Annotated in this window: 10 protein-coding genes; 6 read left to right on the top strand and 4 right to left on the bottom strand. The window is 55.9% G+C overall.

Features of this window, described 5'->3' with window-relative positions:
- Positions 1 to 172: 172 nt before the first annotated feature.
- The 5 genes from JYB85_RS06055 to JYB85_RS06035 all read left to right on the top strand — a co-directional run bounded on the left by JYB85_RS06055 (position 173) and on the right by JYB85_RS06035 (position 8072).
- Complete coding sequence (locus JYB85_RS06055; RefSeq protein WP_207381470.1) at positions 173 to 1531, top strand: GH1 family beta-glucosidase; 1359 nt, start codon at positions 173 to 175, stop codon at positions 1529 to 1531.
- A 13-nt stretch (positions 1532 to 1544) separates the two neighbouring features.
- Complete coding sequence (locus tag JYB85_RS06050) at positions 1545 to 2876, top strand: glycoside-pentoside-hexuronide (GPH):cation symporter (RefSeq protein WP_207381469.1); 1332 nt, start codon at positions 1545 to 1547, stop codon at positions 2874 to 2876.
- Positions 2877 to 2898: 22 nt separating this feature from the next.
- A complete protein-coding gene (locus JYB85_RS06045; protein WP_207381468.1) occupies positions 2899 to 3900 on the top strand; it encodes a LacI family DNA-binding transcriptional regulator in 1002 nt (333 codons plus the stop codon).
- 281 nt (positions 3901 to 4181) lie between these two features.
- Positions 4182 to 7082: a TonB-dependent receptor gene (locus JYB85_RS06040; protein WP_207381467.1), complete on the top strand. Its 2901-nt coding sequence runs from the start codon at positions 4182 to 4184 to the stop codon at positions 7080 to 7082.
- A 171-nt stretch (positions 7083 to 7253) separates the two neighbouring features.
- Positions 7254 to 8072, top strand: coding sequence for a DUF2797 domain-containing protein (locus JYB85_RS06035; RefSeq protein ID WP_207381466.1), 819 nt, complete (start codon positions 7254 to 7256; stop codon positions 8070 to 8072).
- Between the two features lie 79 nt (positions 8073 to 8151).
- Here the strand turns inward: JYB85_RS06035 and JYB85_RS06030 are convergent, their stop codons facing one another.
- Both JYB85_RS06030 and JYB85_RS06025 read right to left on the bottom strand, forming a co-directional pair.
- On the bottom strand, positions 8152 to 11181 hold the full coding sequence (locus JYB85_RS06030; protein ID WP_207381465.1) for a TonB-dependent receptor: 3030 nt from the start codon (positions 11179 to 11181) through the stop codon (positions 8152 to 8154).
- An 88-nt stretch (positions 11182 to 11269) separates the two neighbouring features.
- Positions 11270 to 13918: a glycoside hydrolase family 16 protein gene (locus JYB85_RS06025; protein WP_207381464.1), complete on the bottom strand. Its 2649-nt coding sequence runs from the start codon at positions 13916 to 13918 to the stop codon at positions 11270 to 11272.
- Positions 13919 to 14076: 158 nt separating this feature from the next.
- Between JYB85_RS06025 and JYB85_RS06020 the strand changes: the two genes are divergently transcribed.
- Positions 14077 to 14256 (top strand): hypothetical protein, encoded by a 180-nt coding sequence (locus JYB85_RS06020; protein WP_207381463.1) that lies wholly within the window; start codon positions 14077 to 14079, stop codon positions 14254 to 14256.
- A gap of 74 nt (positions 14257 to 14330) precedes the next feature.
- Here JYB85_RS06020 and JYB85_RS06015 read toward each other — a convergent pair whose 3' ends face one another.
- Positions 14331 to 15539: a PepSY-associated TM helix domain-containing protein gene (locus JYB85_RS06015; RefSeq protein ID WP_207381462.1), complete on the bottom strand. Its 1209-nt coding sequence runs from the start codon at positions 15537 to 15539 to the stop codon at positions 14331 to 14333.
- An 87-nt stretch (positions 15540 to 15626) separates the two neighbouring features.
- Entirely contained in the window at positions 15627 to 17747 is a 2121-nt protein-coding gene (locus JYB85_RS06010) for a TonB-dependent receptor (RefSeq protein ID WP_407695877.1), read from the bottom strand.
- Positions 17748 to 17764: the final 17 nt, after the last annotated feature.

Below are 17764 nucleotides of genomic sequence, written 5' to 3'. Positions count from 1 at the left end.
TGGCTTGTCGGTCCACCAGGTGGCTTGGGCACCTTGGCATTGACCTTTGTTTCATCTGCCACTAGATTAATGTAAGCGCTTTCATTTTTAACATCGGCTTTACTAATGTCAACAAATTTTACCCCCGGAAATGTGCCTCGATGCCGGGATTGACCACCAGGAAACAACAACCATGACACAGATCCCCCCTTTCAAACTGCCGGCTGACTCGCCCATGATGAGCGATAACTTCTTGTTTGGCGTGGCAACAGCGTCCTTCCAGATAGAAGGGGCGGCCGACAGTCGCCTGCCTTGTATCTGGGATACCTTTTGTGCCACTGCGGGCAAAATTGCCGATGGCTCAGATGGCAGCGTCGCCTGCGATCATGTGCGTCTGTGGCGTGATGATGTGGATCTGATTGATAACCTGGGTGTCGATGCCTACCGGCTGTCGGTGTCCTGGGGCCGGGTGATGCACGCCGATGGCAGCGTCAACCGGGACGGCATGTCCTTCTACATTGACCTGCTCGATGAACTTAACCACCGTGGCATCAAGCCCTTTGTGACCCTGTACCACTGGGATCTGCCCCAATACCTGGAAGACAAAGGCGGCTGGCTGAACCGGGATACGGCCCATGCCTTTGCCCATTACGTCCGGGCCGTGGCACAGGCCTTCGGTGACAGGGTTTATGCCTACTCGACCCTCAATGAACCCTTCTGCAGTGCGTTTCTCGGTTACGAAACCGGCATACATGCCCCCGGCCACCAAAGCCGGGCCATGGGACGCTCTGCCGCCCATCATTTATTGCTCGGTCATGGTTTGGCGATGGCTGAACTCAGGCAACTGGCCCCCAAGGCGCTGGCAGGCATAGTGCTGAACTTCGGCCCGGCCTATCCCCAAAGCGATTGCGAGGCCGATACCCGCGCCGCCCAACTGGCCCATGAGTATTTCAATCTCTGGTACCTGCAACCCTTGATGGAGGGACGTTACCCGGACATCATGGAGGCGTTGGCAAGCGATGAACGTCCGCCCATAGAGGACGGCGATATGGCTATCATCAGTGCTCCACTGGACTATCTGGGGATAAACTATTACACCCGTAATGTGTACCGTGCCGGTGGCGATCTGGGCTTTGAAGAGGTCCGCATTGAGGGGGTACCCCGCACCGCCATGGGCTGGGAAATAGTGCCGGCGGCACTGACCGACCTCTTGGTGTCACTCAATAGGGCCTTTACCCTGCCACCGATTTTCATCACGGAGAACGGTGCGGCCGAAGATGACAAGTTGGTGGACGGCGCAGTCCACGACCCCATGCGCCTGGAGTACCTGCAAACGCACCTGCTGGCGGTGGACACCGCCATCCGCGACGGAGTCGATATCCGCGGTTATTTTGCCTGGAGCTTGATGGACAATTTTGAATGGGCCGAGGGCTATAACAAACGCTTTGGGCTGGTGTATGTGGATTATCAGAGCCAGGCACGGGTGCTCAAATCCAGTGCCCAGGCATACCGTGGCCTGATGACACAAAAACGTGCATCATTAACCAAATAGCCCGGGAGGCAGCATGTTAAGCGTCAGAGAGAAAGTCGCCTACGGGCTCGGCGATACCGCCAGCAACATCATATTCCAGACGGTTATGCTGTTCCTGACATTTTTTTACACCGATATCTTTGGCATATCGGCGGCCTTTGTCGGCACCATGTTCCTGGCGGTGCGGGTGATGGATGCGGTCACCGATCCCCTGATGGGCTACCTGGCCGATCGCACCCAAAGCCGCTGGGGGCGTTACCGCCCCTACCTGCTGTGGTTCGCCTTCCCCTTTGGCGCCATCAGCGTGCTGGCTTTTACCACCCCGGACTTCAGTCAAAGCGGCAAGGAACTCTATGCCCTGCTGACCTACGCCCTGCTGATGCTGGCCTATACCGCCATTAATATTCCCTACTGTGCCCTGGGGGCCACCCTGACCACGGATCCGGCCGAGCGGGTATCGGTACAGACCTATCGCTTTGTGTTTGCCATGCTCGGCGGTTTGATGGTCAGCGCCCTTACCCTGCCCCTGGTGGACTGGTTTGGCAACGGTGATAAGGCCAAGGGCTACCAATTGACCATGCTCGCCATGAGCATAGTGGGCACCCTGATGTTTCTTGCCTGCTTTGCCGGTACCCGTGAGCGGGACCGAAAGGTGGAAGATTCAGGCAGCAATCTCAAGCTCGCCATGAAGGCCCTGTGGGCCAATGACCAATGGCGGGTATTGTCGGCGGCGGCCATCTTTTTACTGACCGGCATAGTGCTCAAAACCACCCTTGCCATCTACTACGTTAAATATTTCCTCAATCAGGGGGAGATGATCAGCATCTTCGTGACCACTGGGGTTATCGGCAATTTGTTTGGCATGGCACTGGCCAAGTGGTTGTCCGATCGCATGTGCAAGGTCAAGGCCTATATCCGCTTGCAGTTGGCGGCGGCAGTGCTGTGCGGCCTGGCCTGGTTCGTGCCTGCCGCGGATTATATTCCGGCATTGCTGCTGTACGGGGCCTGGAACTTCACCATCAACATGGGCACACCGCTGCTGTGGGCCAAAATGGCCGATACCGTGGACTATGGACAGTATAAAACGGGCATCAGAACCACGGGCCTGGTGTACTCTTCGGTGATTTTCTTCATCAAGATGGGCCTGGCCATTGGCGGAGCCCTGGCCGGTTGGCTGCTGGCGGCCTATGGCTACCAGGCCGATCAGGCCCAATCTGAGCAAACCTTGTCCGGGATCCTGCTCTGTTTCACCTTCTACCCGGCAATAGGCTCGGTGCTGGTTGCCTTTGTCATGAGACGATATACACTGAACGGCCAAAGGGTTGCTGAAATACACCAGGCTCTGGAGCAGCAATCAAGCGCATAAAGATCCAAGGAAAGTCAGCCTTATGGCCACAATTTACGACGTCTCCTTTCTGGCGGGGGTTTCTCTGGCCACAGTGTCCCGGGTGGTAAACAACACCGGCAAGGTCAGCGACAAGACCCGTCAAAAGGTCATGGATGCCATGGAGCAGCTGGACTACAGGCCCAATACCATAGCTCAGTCCCTGGCCTCCAACCGTTCCAACAGCGTGGGGGTGTTGGTATCGCAACTGGACGGTCCCTTTTACGGCCCCATGATGCGGGAAGTGGAGTCCGTGCTGCGGGCGGCAAACAAGCATGTGATCATCGCCGCTGGCCACAGCGATGAGGCCCAGGAAAAAGATGCCGTCGAGTTTCTGCTCTCAAGGGGATGTGACGCACTGATCGTGGATGCGGAAATCGTCAGCAATGACTATCTGGTGCAGCTGTGCCGGGGAAAGACCCCTGTGGTGCTGATCAATCGCATGGTGGATGGTATCGCCGAATACTGTGTCCATCTGGACAACCTCAAGGGTGGCTATCTGGCCAGTCGCTTTGTGTTGGATGCCGGGCACCGCCAGGTGGCTTACATTTCCGGCCCCCTGTTCAAACTCGATGCCCGTGAGCGTTTGCAGGGACACAAGCAGGCGCTGGCGGAAAAAGGCATTCCCTTCGATGAGGCCCTGTTCCATGAGGGCAACTTTATCGAGGAAGGCGGCTATGAAGGCATGGCCAAACTGTTGGACAGCGGCAAGTCGTTCACGGCCGTGGTCTGCGCCAACGATCAGATGGCCTCGGGTGCCATTGCCCTGTGCCTGGAGCGCGGCCTGCAGGTGCCTGAAGACATTTCCTTTGTGGGCTTCGACAACATCCCCTTCCCCCGTTATATCTCCCCCAAACTGACCACGGTTACCAACCCCATCCAGTCCATGGGTAAAATGGCCGCCAACTGGGTATTGCAGCAGGTGTACGATTGCCGCGATGCCGTGTTCAACCACAAATTTGAACCCGAACTTGTGGTGCGTGATTCGGTGGCCAAGCTGAGCTGAACGGCGTTGCAACTCATTAAAGCGAGGATTTTCTTCCTCGCTTTTTTTATTTTCATTTTCACATTAAATCAAAACATTAAGTCCGAATAAGCAAGGGCTAATGCAACATATATTAAACATTTACCAACAAGATGATTGACATCAAATTGACCTTACCCTACTTTATGTAAGCGCTTACATTTGTGCTGGCAGCGGTTGTGGTATGCCGGCGTAAAAGCAGGCTAATCATTAAAATTGGCCCAGACTGTGTACTGCGGCCAAGGTCTGAGGGAGAGGAACCGATGCGACATAAACAATTCAAAAAAACCAAGTTGGCCACCAGCCTGTCATTGGGACTGGGTCTGTTGACCGCTGTTCCCGTGTACGCGGCCGATGCACCAGAAGACAGCAACATCGAAGTTATCCAGGTAACCGGTATACGTGGTTCCCAGGCCAAATCCATGGAGCTCAAGCGCCAGTCTGCCGGTGTGGTTGATGCCATTTCGGCCGAAGACATAGGTAAGTTTCCGGATACCAACCTGGCAGAATCACTGCAACGTATCACCGGCGTGTCCATTGACCGGGTCAACGGCGAGGGCAGCAAGGTCACGGTACGTGGTTTCGGCCCCGACTTTAACCTGGTGCTGCTCAACAACCGCACCATGCCCACGGCCCAGGTGGCCGGTGAATCTACCCGCTCCTTTGAATTTGGCAACCTGGCATCCGATGCCGTCAGTGGTGTGGAAATTTACAAAACCGGTAAGGCCGATATCAGCTCTGGCGGCATAGGTTCAACCATCAATATCCGTACCGCCCGCCCCTTTGACACCCGTGATCTGGTGGCCACGGTAAGCGTGAAGGGACACCATGAAGTCGGCCTGGATGAAGGCAGCAAGATAACACCCGAAATATCCGGTATTTTAAGCAATACCTTTATGGATGACACCCTGGGCCTGGGTCTGACTGCGTCATACCAGAAGCGTGACAGCAACCTCAAGAAGGCAACCATAGATGGCTGGCGCCAGAACATCGACGGTGAACTGAACCCCAATGCCGTGGTGGTCAATGAAAGCAAAAACCCCTACGGCAACACCTTTTATGCCCGCAACATGGGTTTTGCCAGCCAGGCTACCGAACGTGACCGCAGCAACGCCCAGCTGGTATTCCAATATGCCCCATCCGACCGACTGGAGCTGACCGCTGATTACACTTACTCCAAACTGTCCGATGTCTCCAACACCGACACCTGGGGTCTGTGGTTCTCGGGCCCTGGCAACGCCACCTACGCCCATATCAATGAAAACGGCACCTTTGATTATGTGACCGAAGTGGGCGGTGACTATTCAGGCACCATGCAACAGAATGCCTCTGACAACATCAACAAGTCTTTGGGTCTGAACATCAAGTGGCAGGCCACAGATAACCTTGAGCTGGCATTCGATGCCCATGATTCCAAGGCCACCGCCGAAGGCACCCTGGGCAACAGCGCCGACAACGTGTTCTTCATCCTCGGCGCCCTGAACGTTGCAGACAAAACCTACGATGCCACCGGCACAGAGATCCCCTTGCTGGGAGCCAACTACGCCAGCCTCAATCCCGCCGGTGAACCCCACCTGTTGCCTGAACATTACGCGTCACTGTTTGCCGGTGTGCGTGCCGGTCGCAACGAGACAGATGTCAACCAGTACCAGTTCGACGGTCACTGGGTGAATGAGAAGAGCGACGCCCTGTCATCCATCGACTTTGGCCTGTCCTTCACCTCCATGGAAACCCGTGCCCAGGGTTCCTATACCGGTCCCATCAGCGCCGGTTGGTATGGCAATATGGGCCTGTGGAAGGATGACGTCAGCTACGTGGGTCTGGGTTCGGATTTCCTGTCTGACTTCTCAGGTGGTGGCAGCGACATGCTGATCCCCTACTACTACACCTACGATCAGCAGGCCGCCATGGACAAGGCCCAGGCCCTGTACGACGTGGAATATGTGGCAGCCCCCTGGCAGGACGATCACCTGATTAAGGAAGACACCACAGCGGCTTATATCCAGGCGAATATCGACAGCGACTTCAACGGCATGCCGCTGAACATTGTTGCAGGTCTGCGTTATGAGCAAACCGATGTGACCGCCAGCTCCATGCAGCAAGAAGCCCAGCAACTGGTGTGGCTCAACCCCACCGAGTGGCAGACCATCTATGCCGAAGATTTCTCCTTCAGCCATGAAAGCCATGACTACAAGGAATTCCTGCCCAATCTGGATATCAATCTGGAGCTGATGGAAGACGTTATTGCCCGATTCTCCTACAGCCGCACCATTACCCGTCCAACCCTGGGTTCAATGCGCGCCACCACATCGCTGACGCCCATCCCTAAGGTAGGCTCGCGCACCGGCTTCGCAGGTAACCCGGCCCTTAAGCCATTCAGCTCCAACAACATAGATCTGTCGCTGGAATACTACTATGACGACGCCAGTTACGTGTCGGTTGGTTACTTCAACAAGGAGGTGGAAAACTTCCTGGTGAACACCATTTCCAAGGTGGAATTCGATTGGTTGCGCGATCCTTACATAGGCGCTGCCGCCGAGCAGGCCCGTGCCGAGCTTATCGCCAACAACGAAACCCCCAGCGATGAAGCCGTGTTCCAATGGCTGATCGACAATGGTTATGGCAATGCCGAAGGCCGCGTGCCCCAGGCTGGTGGCGACCCGATCGCCAGCTGGGACATCAGCAAGCCAAACAACGTGGAAGATCTCAATATCCACGGCCTGGAACTGGCCTGGCAACACTGGCTCTGGGATACCGGCTTCGGTTTCGGCATCAACTATACCCTGGTCTCCGGTGACACCAAGTACGATGTGGAGCGCGTGGATGAGCAGTTTGCCCTGCCCGGCATGTCAGACTCCGCCAACTTCTCCGTGTTCTATGAGAAAGATGGTTTGCAGGCGCGTCTGGCCTACAACTGGCGCGATACCTTCCTCTCTGGCATGGGTCAGGCAGAAGCCGGTGGCCCCGCGCCACAGTTCACCGAAGCCTTTGGTCAGTTGGACCTCAGCGTGAGCTACCAGCTTACCGACAATCTGTCCATCTTCGCTGAAGGTATCAACATTCTGGAGCAGGAAAAGCGCGTTTACGGTCGCTACGAGGAGCAAATGCTGCTGGCTCAGCAAAACGCTGCCCGTTACGCCATAGGTGCTCGCTACAGCTTCTGATAGCGAGCTTGTAAAAGTGGGAAATCCCGGGGTTTCCATCCCCCGGGAGAGGTCTTTGCCGCGGCTGATGCCGCGGCTTTTTTTTATCTTGACCAAGGCTGCTGGTACACTGGGGTAATAATCACGGGGGAAAACCACTTTCCCATCACAGCAACAGCCGCAAGGACCCCCATGCAAGGCACATTGACAAAAATGCGTACCGGGCTAGACGCCCAGGGCATAGCCAACTACTTCCTGATGCTAGGTGACACAGAGGTTGCCCTCAATCCGCTGATAGGCAAGCCATTGCAGCTTATCTACTCAGGGAATATCTATTGCTGCAATTGCGGCCGTAAAACCAAGAAAAGCTACTCCGAAGGCCATTGTTTCGTCTGCATGCAAAAGCTCGCCAGCTGCGATATGTGCATACTCAAACCCGAAACCTGCCATTTTGATAAAGGCACCTGCCGTGAGCCCGAATGGGGACTGAGTCATTGTTTCGTGCCCCACTTCGTCTATCTGTCGAACACGTCCGGGCTCAAGGTCGGTATTACCCGTCACACCCAAATCCCCACCCGCTGGATAGATCAGGGCGCCACCCAGGGGCTGCCGGTCCTCAAGGTCGCTTCGCGCAAAATCTCCGGTCTGATTGAAGTGGAAATTGCCAAACACGTGGCCGACAAAACCCACTGGCAGGCCATGTTAAAGGGTAACAATGCCAATATGGATTTGGCCGCCGAAGCTGCGCGTTTACTCAGTGAAGTGGCGCCTGTGATTGCCAAAGTTCGCGCCGAGTTTGGCGAGGATGCGGTGCAAGAACTTGTCAGCCAACCCCAGCCCATCGATTTCCCGGTGACCAAGTTCCCGACCAAGGTGACCTCTTTCAATCTGGACAAGGCTCCCATCATTGAGGGCGTGCTGACCGGCATCAAGGGCCAATACCTGATTTTTGATACCGGGGTGATCAATATCCGCAAATACACGGGTTATGAAGTCAGTATCGAGTACTGAAAAAAGATAATCTGCCGCCAATAAAAACGCCGGGCATTGCCCGGCGTTTTTCGTTTATGCCTCTTTTAAAGGCAGCACCTTAGAAGCGCACTCTTGCACCCAGAGCGTAACGGCTGCCGTACTGGCGGGCAAACAGGAACTGCTCTTCGAAACGGCCATAGCCCTGTTCGGTTTCGTTATTGAGGTTGATACCTTCAAAGAACACCGTCAGATAGTCATTTACATCATAGTTAATGCTGGCGTCCAGCTGACCAAAGGCCTTGGCATACTGGGGCGGCGCATCGGCGGAGCCCTGAGACTGCCCCACACCAATCAGATAGCTGTCACGCCAGGCGTAAGTCAGTTTCACCGACAGACCGTCTTTCTCATAAAAGGCCTGGAAGTTGGCCGAGTCACCCAGACCTTCCAATGGCTGCTGCTGCGCCAGGCTGTAGGGGTCAAATTCAACGTCTCCCTCCACAAAAGTGCCGTTAATCCCGAAACCAAAGCCTGACTCGCCAAACACGTGCTGCAGCGCCAGCTCAATCCCCTGCACCGATTTGCTGTCGCTGTTGATGGGGCTGGTGATGTCCCACACAATCAGCGGATCGCTGGCGAGCGGCACTATCTGGCCGTCGGCATTGCCATGACCATTGGCAATCATCTGCTCAAAAATCGTGTTTTCACTTACCGGCGTGCCTGCAGCTTCCAACTGACTGATGGCTTCCCGGTATCTGGGGCTGTCGTAAACGTCGTGCAGTCCCTCAATGGTAAGCTGAGTGGTCGAGCGGGAGACAAAGTTATCCACGTCTTTATGGAATAACCCAATGGCCGCATAACTGGCATCACCGTAGTAATACTCCAGCGACAGGTCCAAATTCACCGACTCCAGCGGCAGCAGGCCCGGATTACCCAGACCACCGCGGCGGGCACCGATTTTCGGGCTGCCGCTCAGGCTTCGTCCTGCCACCATATCGCCAAGGAGCGGCCTGGCTATGGTTTTACCGGCCGAGAAGCGTACCACCACATCCTCCAGTGGCTCGGCGCTGATATCCAGCATAGGCAACCAGACATCGTAATCCCCCCCCTGGGTGAAGTAGTTGTCATCGCCACCGGGAGCATATTGCATGATCCACTCGGTGGGGCTGGCCCACACCACCTGACTCTCAACCCGTTGCTTGACCGTACTTGAAGCATCGGTTTGCTCGTATCTGAGGCCGAAATTCACATTCACCGGCACATCGCCAATATCAAAACCCCATTGGGTGGTGAGATAAAGCGCCAAAGTCTTTTCTTCCACCAGGCTGGCACTGTCAACGCCATCAAAGTAAGGATCGATGGAGTAATAGTTGTCACCCGCTATCTCGGGGGTGATAAAGGCCAGCTGACGGACCACGGCCTCATCAAAGCTGAAGGTGTAGTAGTAATCGGGCATCAGTTCACTGCCGCCACCGCCAAGGGCATCAAGCAAGCCAGAGGCATCCTGCAGCACAAACATGGCATCGGGGAAGATTTCCGCATAGGACGGATTAAAGCCCGGGCCACCACGCAGGCCGCTCCAGGCGGTGGTGCCGGACATGGTCTGCTTGGTGTAGGCGGCACCAAAGTCCACCTTCACCAGATGCTCACTGAACTCGGGGTACCAGTTGCTGTTGAATTGAACCTGCTCGATGTCACTCTCGCCCGGAGAGTGAATGAACTGGCTGAAGTTGGAGTCTATGTCACCGGCATCCAGAACATGGGTGCCGTTGTTCCAATTAATCAGGAAATGGGGCACCTCGCCTGTGCGGTAGTCATAGACCTTGGAAACCAGCTTATCAGAGCCCAGAATCACCTGGCCGGCACTGCCAAGGCCCTTATCAGCACCATTGTCGATTTCGTTGGAAGAGTTGTGATAGTCCAGGGTAAAGCGCCAGGCTTCGTTGGGGCTCCAATCGATGTTCAGGCCAACAGACTCGGCATTCACTTCTGTGGTGCTGCGATTGGCGGTAAAAGAGCCATCGCCACCGCGGATATCTGAGTAAAGCGCAGTGCCGTTGGCATCCAGCTCATAGCCAATCACAGGTGCACCATCGGTGGAGGAGTTCCAGATCCCCCAACCAAAGCCATCAGATGCGGTCAACGCCCGGGTTGCCACGTAGTCGGCGGTCAGTATCAAATTATCCGCCGCCACAAACTGCAGCGTCACCATGCCGTTGCTGCGTTCACGCTCTACATCATTGATGCTGAAGTTCATGTCCCGCGCGAAGAAAAAGGGCGCTACTGCGTTGCCTTCGGCATCACGGAAACGGGCGACAGGGTTGCCATCGGCATCGGTCTCACGCCCATCTATGCCTTTGTCACCCGCCAGTGTTGGCAAACGGCTATTGTCTGTCTGGGCAATCCAACCCTGGCTGTTGGCCGTTTGCTGGCGAAAATCCCGCTCCTGATGGGAAACCGATACCATGACCCCAAACCTATTATCAAACAGGGTATTGCTATAAATGGCCGCCAGCTCAGGCGTGACATCATCACCCAGCTCATTTGACTCATCATAAATACCTTTGCCTGAAAAACTGAAAGACTGCCCGGGATTATCCAGCGGCTTGTGGGTAATGATATTGACGGTGGCGCCAAGGCCGCCGGTTGGGGTATCGGCACGGGCAGTTTTCACCACTTCCAGGGTTTTCACCCCCTCTGATGACAGGTTCTCCAGATTGTAAGAGCGGGTATAGCCAGTACCCGGCATCTGGCGGCCATTAAGGGTAATGAGGTTGTATTCAGGCCCGAAGCCCCGAACCGTGATCTGGCTGCCTTCACCGTTGGCACGGCTGACCGTGACCCCGGTTATTCTTTGCAGTGATTCGGCCAGGTTGGTGTCGGGGAACTTACCGAGCTCCTCCGCCGAAATCGCATCGACCACGCCGTTGGCGCCACGCTTTAAGTCCATGGAGCGGTACAAACTGCCCCTAATCCCACGTACTTCAATGACTTCTATGGTCTCTTCGTCTGCGCCGTTCTGGGCCGCCACGACGCCATCGGCCGCGGTTGCCGCCTCGTCAGCCGCCAATGCCAGCGGGATGGCGCCAACGCCGAGGATGGCTGCCAGCGCGGCAGACAACCGGTTACGCTTAAATGCCTTATCTAACATAATTGCCTCTTATTCTTTCGCTGCGGCCACACCGGACAAATTCCAAGGTCCGGCGGGCCATTCCCATTCATGCCAAAGGTTAGGTGGTTCAGGGCGTGCCTATCAGTGCGTTATCGAGTCGGAACACCGCTCCCTCACCGGTACCCCACGCAGGGAACACCATCACCACATCGATGGCACTGGCATCGAGCCCCATATCTGCCAGGGTCTTGAGCGGGAAAGTGTAGGTCTGCCACTGACCTACAACAGGTGCGGCGCCTTCGGTACTGTCGGTCAGATTAAGCTCAACGGCGGTACTGGCATCACCGGATTCAATCTTGAATTTCCAGACCGAGCTTGAATCGTTTGGTGCAGAAACCAGCTTCATCTCAAAACGCACCACGCCGGTATCCACAGCAGCGGATGCATCGTGATAGACACCGTCCTCGGCGAAAAAGCCCACTACAGTTGGCTGGGCGCCAATCACGTACTCCGCCACGGCGCCATGGGCAGCATCATCGGCCTCAACCGTGGGGGTTGAACCGGCGCAGCAATCCCAAATTGACCAGGCATCTGCCACGGTATCAGCAAACAGACTGAAGGCGGATGGCGCGCCGCTGCCGGGCTGATAAATTTTAACATTATCAACTCGGTAAACCGCACCTTCACCCTGCCCCCAGGCTGGGAACATCATCAACACGTCGATGGCACTCAAGTCCAAACCACCATCGGCCAAATCTTTCAGACGGAAGCTGAAGGTTTGCCATTCAGAAGATGGCACCACGCCCTCAATGCTGCTGGTTAACGGCAGTTCCACGGCAGATGCCGCATTGTCAGACTCCACTTTAAAGAGCCAGGGCGCATCTGCGGTGGACGGCGCATTGACCACTTTCAAGTCAAATTGCACCACTCCGTTTTCGTACAGGGTTGAGGCATCAAAGGGATTACCACCACCACCGAGTGCAGTGCGGTTGATATAGCCCATCACAGTGGGGCTGGCACCAATGCTGAACTCAGACACTATGCCGTGCTCTGCATCATCAGAGACCACTTGCGGAGTCGAGCCACCGCAGCAGTCCCACATAGGCCAATCGGGGTTCTCGTTGTCGGTAAAGATGGTCAGTGACGGCAGGCTCGCATTGGGTCGGGCAATCTTCACTTCATCGAGCAGATACTCGGCGCCGCTGCCGGTGCCCCAGGCGGGGAACACCATCACCACATCGATAGCAGACAGATCCAGGCCTTTGGCCGCCAGCTCAGACAGCGGGAAGCTGAAGGTTTGCCACTGACCAACGGCAGGTGCCGCACCTTCACTGCTTGCTGTCAGCGGCAGTTCAACGGCAGTCGCGCCTTCGTTGCTCTCAACCTTCATCATCCAGGTTGAGCCGGGATTTGCCGGCGCACTCACCACTTTCATGGCAAAGCTCAATACGCCACTTGCCTCAATGGGCGCTGCATCAAAGGGACTGGGGACACCGGCAGGATCGGTGATAAAGGCTGCGCGGCTGATAAAGCCGTTGACTGTGGGGCTGTCGCCTACCACAAAGCGATACACAGCACCCTTGTCGGCGTCGTCCACCAGACCAGGGGTGGAACCACCGCAGCAATCCCAGGCAGCCCAGTTAGGGTTGGGGCTACTGTCGAAAATCAGCAGATCTTTTGGCGTGCCATCAGAAGGGGGGACAGGTACTGGCGCCTTACCTTCCACCAGCGCGTCCTCTGACTTGTCGTAGCCCGGACGTACCGTTTCACAACCCTTGCCCGTATCAGGGTTGGTTGCGCACTGATAGACCCTTACAAAATCAATTTGATACTTATTGGTTTCGTTAAAGGCTGTGTCGTCGATACCGGTTTCATTCACCGAGACAGGCCAGTAGCCACCCACGGCAAAGTTAACTATCAGATGGAATTTTTCATCAAATGGCGCATCACTCCAGCTGAGCTGCAAATCACCGCTGGACTGATCGTAGTATTCGGTAAACCAGCCTTTGTGGGCCAGGCCAACGGCCTCGCCCTTGGAGTTGTATCTCAGTTCAGAACGTCTCTGGGTGGCATAGAGGTAGTCGTCCACATACCAGCGGATTTCACCCTGCTGCCACTCAATGGCATAGGTGTGAAAATCATCGGCCGGATTGGCACCATTGGGTAGCAAATAGGCCTTGCCGGAATGCTCATTCTTGGGCCATTCACGGCCGTAGTGAAGAGTGCCGTGAACATAGGCTTCAGGATTGCCGTCAGTGGTAGCGGCTTTAAGATTCACCCCCTCGACAATATCGATTTCACCGCTTCTGGGCCAGATACCGTAAACATTGTCAGTGGGCAGCATCCAGAAGGCTGGCAAGCTGCCCTGTCCGGACGGTAATTTGGCGCGCATTTCAAAGCGGCCATAGGTAAAATCCGCTTTGCCTTTGGTTGTCAGTCTGGCCGACGTATAGGGCTTTTCAGCGCCCTCGGGCGCCTTCAATGCCACTATGTTCAGCATGCCATCGGCAACGAAGGAGTTTGCCGCATCCGCGGTATAGCACTGAGACTCCTGATTGCCGCCCCCGGCGCAATCCACCTCGTGTGCCCATTTGGCCGCATCTATGCTGCTGCCTTCAAACTCGTCACTCCAGACCAGCTGCCAACCTGCCGTTGGCCCATCAAGTTTGACTGAGCTCAAATCTGTGTTGGTATTGGTATCGCCCCCACATCCCTGCAACGCCGCCATCAGGAATCCAAGAGAAATACATTTGGTCGTTCCAGAATTCTTAATCATTTTTGGAGCCCAACCCATAGTGTTAATTGGAAGATATGCTGTGCAAACGCCTGTATCGCGGATATCTTGCCGCCTCAATGTAAGCGCTTACATTTGTATAAACTATGTGAATGGATTGTGAGTTTCAAGATCTTTTTTTAAGCAGTGCGGCGCAGATCATGAAAGCAGCACCGGATGTCTATGCCCCGGCCCTGCTTAATTCAAGACTTTTGATGGCGCGCTGTTTTGCCTGGCAGGAATGTTTTGGCCTGGCAGGAGTGCTGGAACGCAGTGATGAAAGTGATTGTCGCCCGAGTACTGATCTCGGGGAAGGCCAGGCATCAAGGGCCTATGCCTGATTTTTGATACCGGGGTGATCACTATCTGCAAATACACGGGTTATGAATTGAGCCTGATAATGCTCTGAGCCCCCTCAGGAGGTCGCTGTGTCATGCAGCCTCCCGCACCCAAGCCCTTGAGCCCGCCCCCTTGCCTGCCGCGGTCGCCAAGCAGGTTGCCGCCGCCAATAGAGGTACAGACCGCTGAGACAAAAGAACGCCGGCAACAGCGACAGCAGCAGCCACAGCCAGCGCAGTGACCCGTGCCAAAAATCCCCGGTGTGAAACTTGTATCTGAAATGCCAAATCCGGGTCGCCAAATTGGTCCGACTGGCATCATAGCTGCCAAGCACCTCGGCCGAATAAGGGTCCAGCCACACCCAGCTGTTGGCGTGTGTTTCGCCGGGCAGTTGCATCCTGAGCGCCACGGGCTTATCCGCCGTTGCCGGATAGATGCGGTACGGCTTGGCACCTGGCAGGGCAAGCTGCGCCCGGGTAAGCGCCAGCTCTAAACTTGTCATTGAAGCTGTCAATGAACCTGGCAAAGAGGCTGCCAAGGCACCTGTCCCCGGTATCTCACTCCTAACCTCAATTGCTTGAGCTTGAGGCCTTGCTACCGGTGCTTGTGGCAACTCAATGCTCTCCCCCGTCAGCGCCTCGACCACAAATTGGGTCGGTCCCTGCCAATGAAAAGCGATGCCAGTGAAGGCGATAAGCAGCAAGCAGATCCCTGTCAGGATCCCCAAAGTGCCGTGCAGCTGGCGCAGCACTATTCTGGGATTGGCGGAAAACTTCACCTTCAACCGTTTGAGGCGGGCCTTGGGTTTAAGCCATAGCGCCATGCCAAGCAGCAGGTTCAGCATCAGCAGCAACGAGACAAGGCTTACCAGATCCTGCAAGGGACGCTTGCCGTCGGCAGTGGTCCAGGCGAGCCAGCGATGCAGCTGCATCATAAAGCCATAGAAGCTGTCGCCGATTTTATAGTGTTTGAGCCAAGTTCCCGAATCCGGGTCGAGGTTGATATAGCGGCCATCGCTCATGCTGAGCAGCAAAGCCTCGTCCCCGTGCTCGGGCAGCTGGATGAAACGCACCGGGGTGTCGGTCTGCGCCGTCACAGTGGCCAGCAGCTCATCGAGATTGAAGTCGGCGCCGGGCGCCGAGCGGCTCCATTGCCCGGGGTTCAGACCGCGTTCAATGTCCGCGCCAAATACCAACAGGCTGCCGGTCAGCGACAGGATCAGCACAAACACAGCGCTGACCAAGGCCAGCCACAGATGCAGCTTGCGCAATACGTGGGTTATCACGAATTTTCCTCTTCAGCACAGAGTCAGCAATAAGGTGCAAAGAGAAAGGCGCACCGGAAGTGCGCTTTCCCCTTTTAAGACAGAGCGTTAAAACTGGTACTGCAGCCCAAGATTGAGACTGGTCCCCAGGGCCTTGGTGTTGTAGCTGCTGTAGGTGTAGACCTGCGAGCGCGCGCTGTAGTAGTCACGGTTAAGCAGGTTTTCGATACCGGCAAACAGCTTCAACTGTCCCAGACGATAGCTGGCGCTCAAATTCAACAGGTCATAACTGTGCACCGGCGCCTGGGCGCCGACCCATTTGCCATTGACCTTGTCAAAGCGGTCTCTGTCACCCACCAGCAGATAGGTCAGGTTTAAACTGGCATTGTCCAGGGGCTGCCAGTTGACCGCGGCGGTGAATTTGGGGGCACTGATCTGTTTGCCATCCAGATAGGTGTCGGTTTCTGTGTCCTTGCCCTCGACCCAGCTGTAGGCGGCCTTGAGGTTCAGGGTGTCGTTAACCTCATAATCGACGGTGGCCTCATAGCCCCAAATCTTCTGCGGAGCCCTGACCGGCATATAAACCCCGGTTTTCTCGTCGAACACATTGCTGGTGCCCAGCTCCGAAGTGCTTCTGAAGGCGGCAAAGGTGAAGAACAGCGCATCCAGCTTGCTGCTGAAGCCCACTTCATAGTTGTCTATGATGGAGGCCTCGGTACGGATGTCGTGAATATCCGCGACCGTTGCCGTTCGCAACAAGCGGCCAATGTCCGAGATGTCGGCACCCTGGGAGTAGTTGATAAAAGGCGAGAACAGGCTGTTGCCTGTGTAGCGCAATCCCAGGTTATAGGTGGTGGCGCTGAAGTCCAGGGTATCGCCCTTTACCGCCATGGGCACGGAGCACTGATCCGCCTTACGGCAGAGCTTGAGGGTGTGGTAGTCATCCACTTCCAGCGCTATCGACTCATCACGGATCCCGACCTTGATAACAAAGTCATCCTTGATCACCCACTTGGTCTGCAGGAAAAAGGCGCGGTTGCTCATGTCCATTTCCGGCACCCACATACGCCCGTCCAGCAGCGGCTGCGAGGTGATGTCATTGAGTATGTCGGTACCATAGATAAAGGTCGCTTCCACATCCTGCCACTGGTACTGGGTGTTGAGCAGACCCCGCAGGCCCAGCTTCTCCGACTTGATCATCGACTGGCCGCCGTCGTAACCCTCATCGGGATTCGCCAATACCGGGGAGAAAAAGAACACGTTTTCAATTCGTTGCCCATAGGCATCCAGGGTCAGCTGGGTGTTGCTGAAGATCTCCTCATCCGTGTACTTGAGCATCAGATTGTGATTGCCACGGGGCCCCTGGGGTTCGCCCTTCAGCGGGTTGTCGGCACTGCTTTTTACCGCATAGGTCTTGATGCCGGTATTCACATCCCCCACCACATCCACCAGATCGGAATCGGTTTGCGACTCGTAGTAGCTGTAACTGGCCTGCAATGACTTGTCGCCGTCGAACTGATAGGCCAGCTTGGTAAACAGGTTTTGCGCCTTGTTGTCGGACAGACCGTATTGCAGGCCAATGACGTCCCCCTCGGCATCGCGCTGCAGTCCGGTTTCTTCCCGGGCCAGGGTCACTACATAGCTGAATTTGCCCAGGCTGCCATCGGCCGCCGCCTCCAGACGGTGCCCCAGGGTGTCCTCGGCCTTGACCAGGCTCATGTTGGCCGATGCGCCCACCCGGGCCTGCAGTTCGCCCTTTCCGGGGCGCTTGGTGATGTAGTTGATGACCCCGCCCGCGGCGCCGTTGCCGTAAATGGAGGTCGCGCCCTTAATCACCTCGATGCGCTCGATGGCGGCGGGATCCAGGGTACGGCTTCCCAGGGCACCATCACGCAGCGGAGTCGACTGAGGTACGCCGTCAATCATGATCAGCGCCTGCCGGCCACGGAGCGTCTGCCCCGAATCACTGCTGGTGCCGGTCGCCGCCGACAGTCCCGGCACTGTGAGGCCGAGTATGCTCTGTAGCTGGGTATTGACCAGCATTTGCTCTTCAATGGTTTTCCGGTCGACAAGGGTTACAGATGCCGGGATTTCATCAATGCTTTCAATCACCCGACTGCCGGACACTATGATGCGTTCAATCTTGTCGTCAGCCGACATTTGTTGGGCCGCCAGCGGGAAGCTGGCCATTATGGCCAGGGTCAGTAAAGAATATTGGGATGGTTTCACTCGCAGGAGTCCTTTGG

Source organism: Shewanella sedimentimangrovi, assembly GCF_017354965.1.
GTDB classification, from domain to species: domain Bacteria; phylum Pseudomonadota; class Gammaproteobacteria; order Enterobacterales; family Shewanellaceae; genus Shewanella; species Shewanella cyperi.
The sequence above is the reverse complement of the archived record's forward strand: the minus strand, read 5'-3'. Positions and strand labels throughout refer to the sequence as shown.

What these genes read in the sequence shown, in the direction of transcription:
- JYB85_RS06055 (WP_207381470.1), top strand. Translation starts at nt 173, where the DNA reads ATGACACAGATCCCCCCTTTCAAACTGCCGGCTGACTCGCCCATGATG.
- JYB85_RS06050 (WP_207381469.1), top strand. Translation starts at nt 1,545, where the DNA reads ATGTTAAGCGTCAGAGAGAAAGTCGCCTACGGGCTCGGCGATACCGCC.
- JYB85_RS06035 (WP_207381466.1), top strand. Translation starts at nt 7,254, where the DNA reads ATGCAAGGCACATTGACAAAAATGCGTACCGGGCTAGACGCCCAGGGC.
- JYB85_RS06040 (WP_207381467.1), top strand. Translation starts at nt 4,182, where the DNA reads ATGCGACATAAACAATTCAAAAAAACCAAGTTGGCCACCAGCCTGTCA.
- JYB85_RS06030 (WP_207381465.1), bottom strand. Translation starts at nt 11,181, where the DNA reads ATGTTAGATAAGGCATTTAAGCGTAACCGGTTGTCTGCCGCGCTGGCA.
- JYB85_RS06045 (WP_207381468.1), top strand. Translation starts at nt 2,899, where the DNA reads ATGGCCACAATTTACGACGTCTCCTTTCTGGCGGGGGTTTCTCTGGCC.
- JYB85_RS06025 (WP_207381464.1), bottom strand. Translation starts at nt 13,918, where the DNA reads ATGATTAAGAATTCTGGAACGACCAAATGTATTTCTCTTGGATTCCTG.
- JYB85_RS06020 (WP_207381463.1), top strand. Translation starts at nt 14,077, where the DNA reads ATGAAAGCAGCACCGGATGTCTATGCCCCGGCCCTGCTTAATTCAAGA.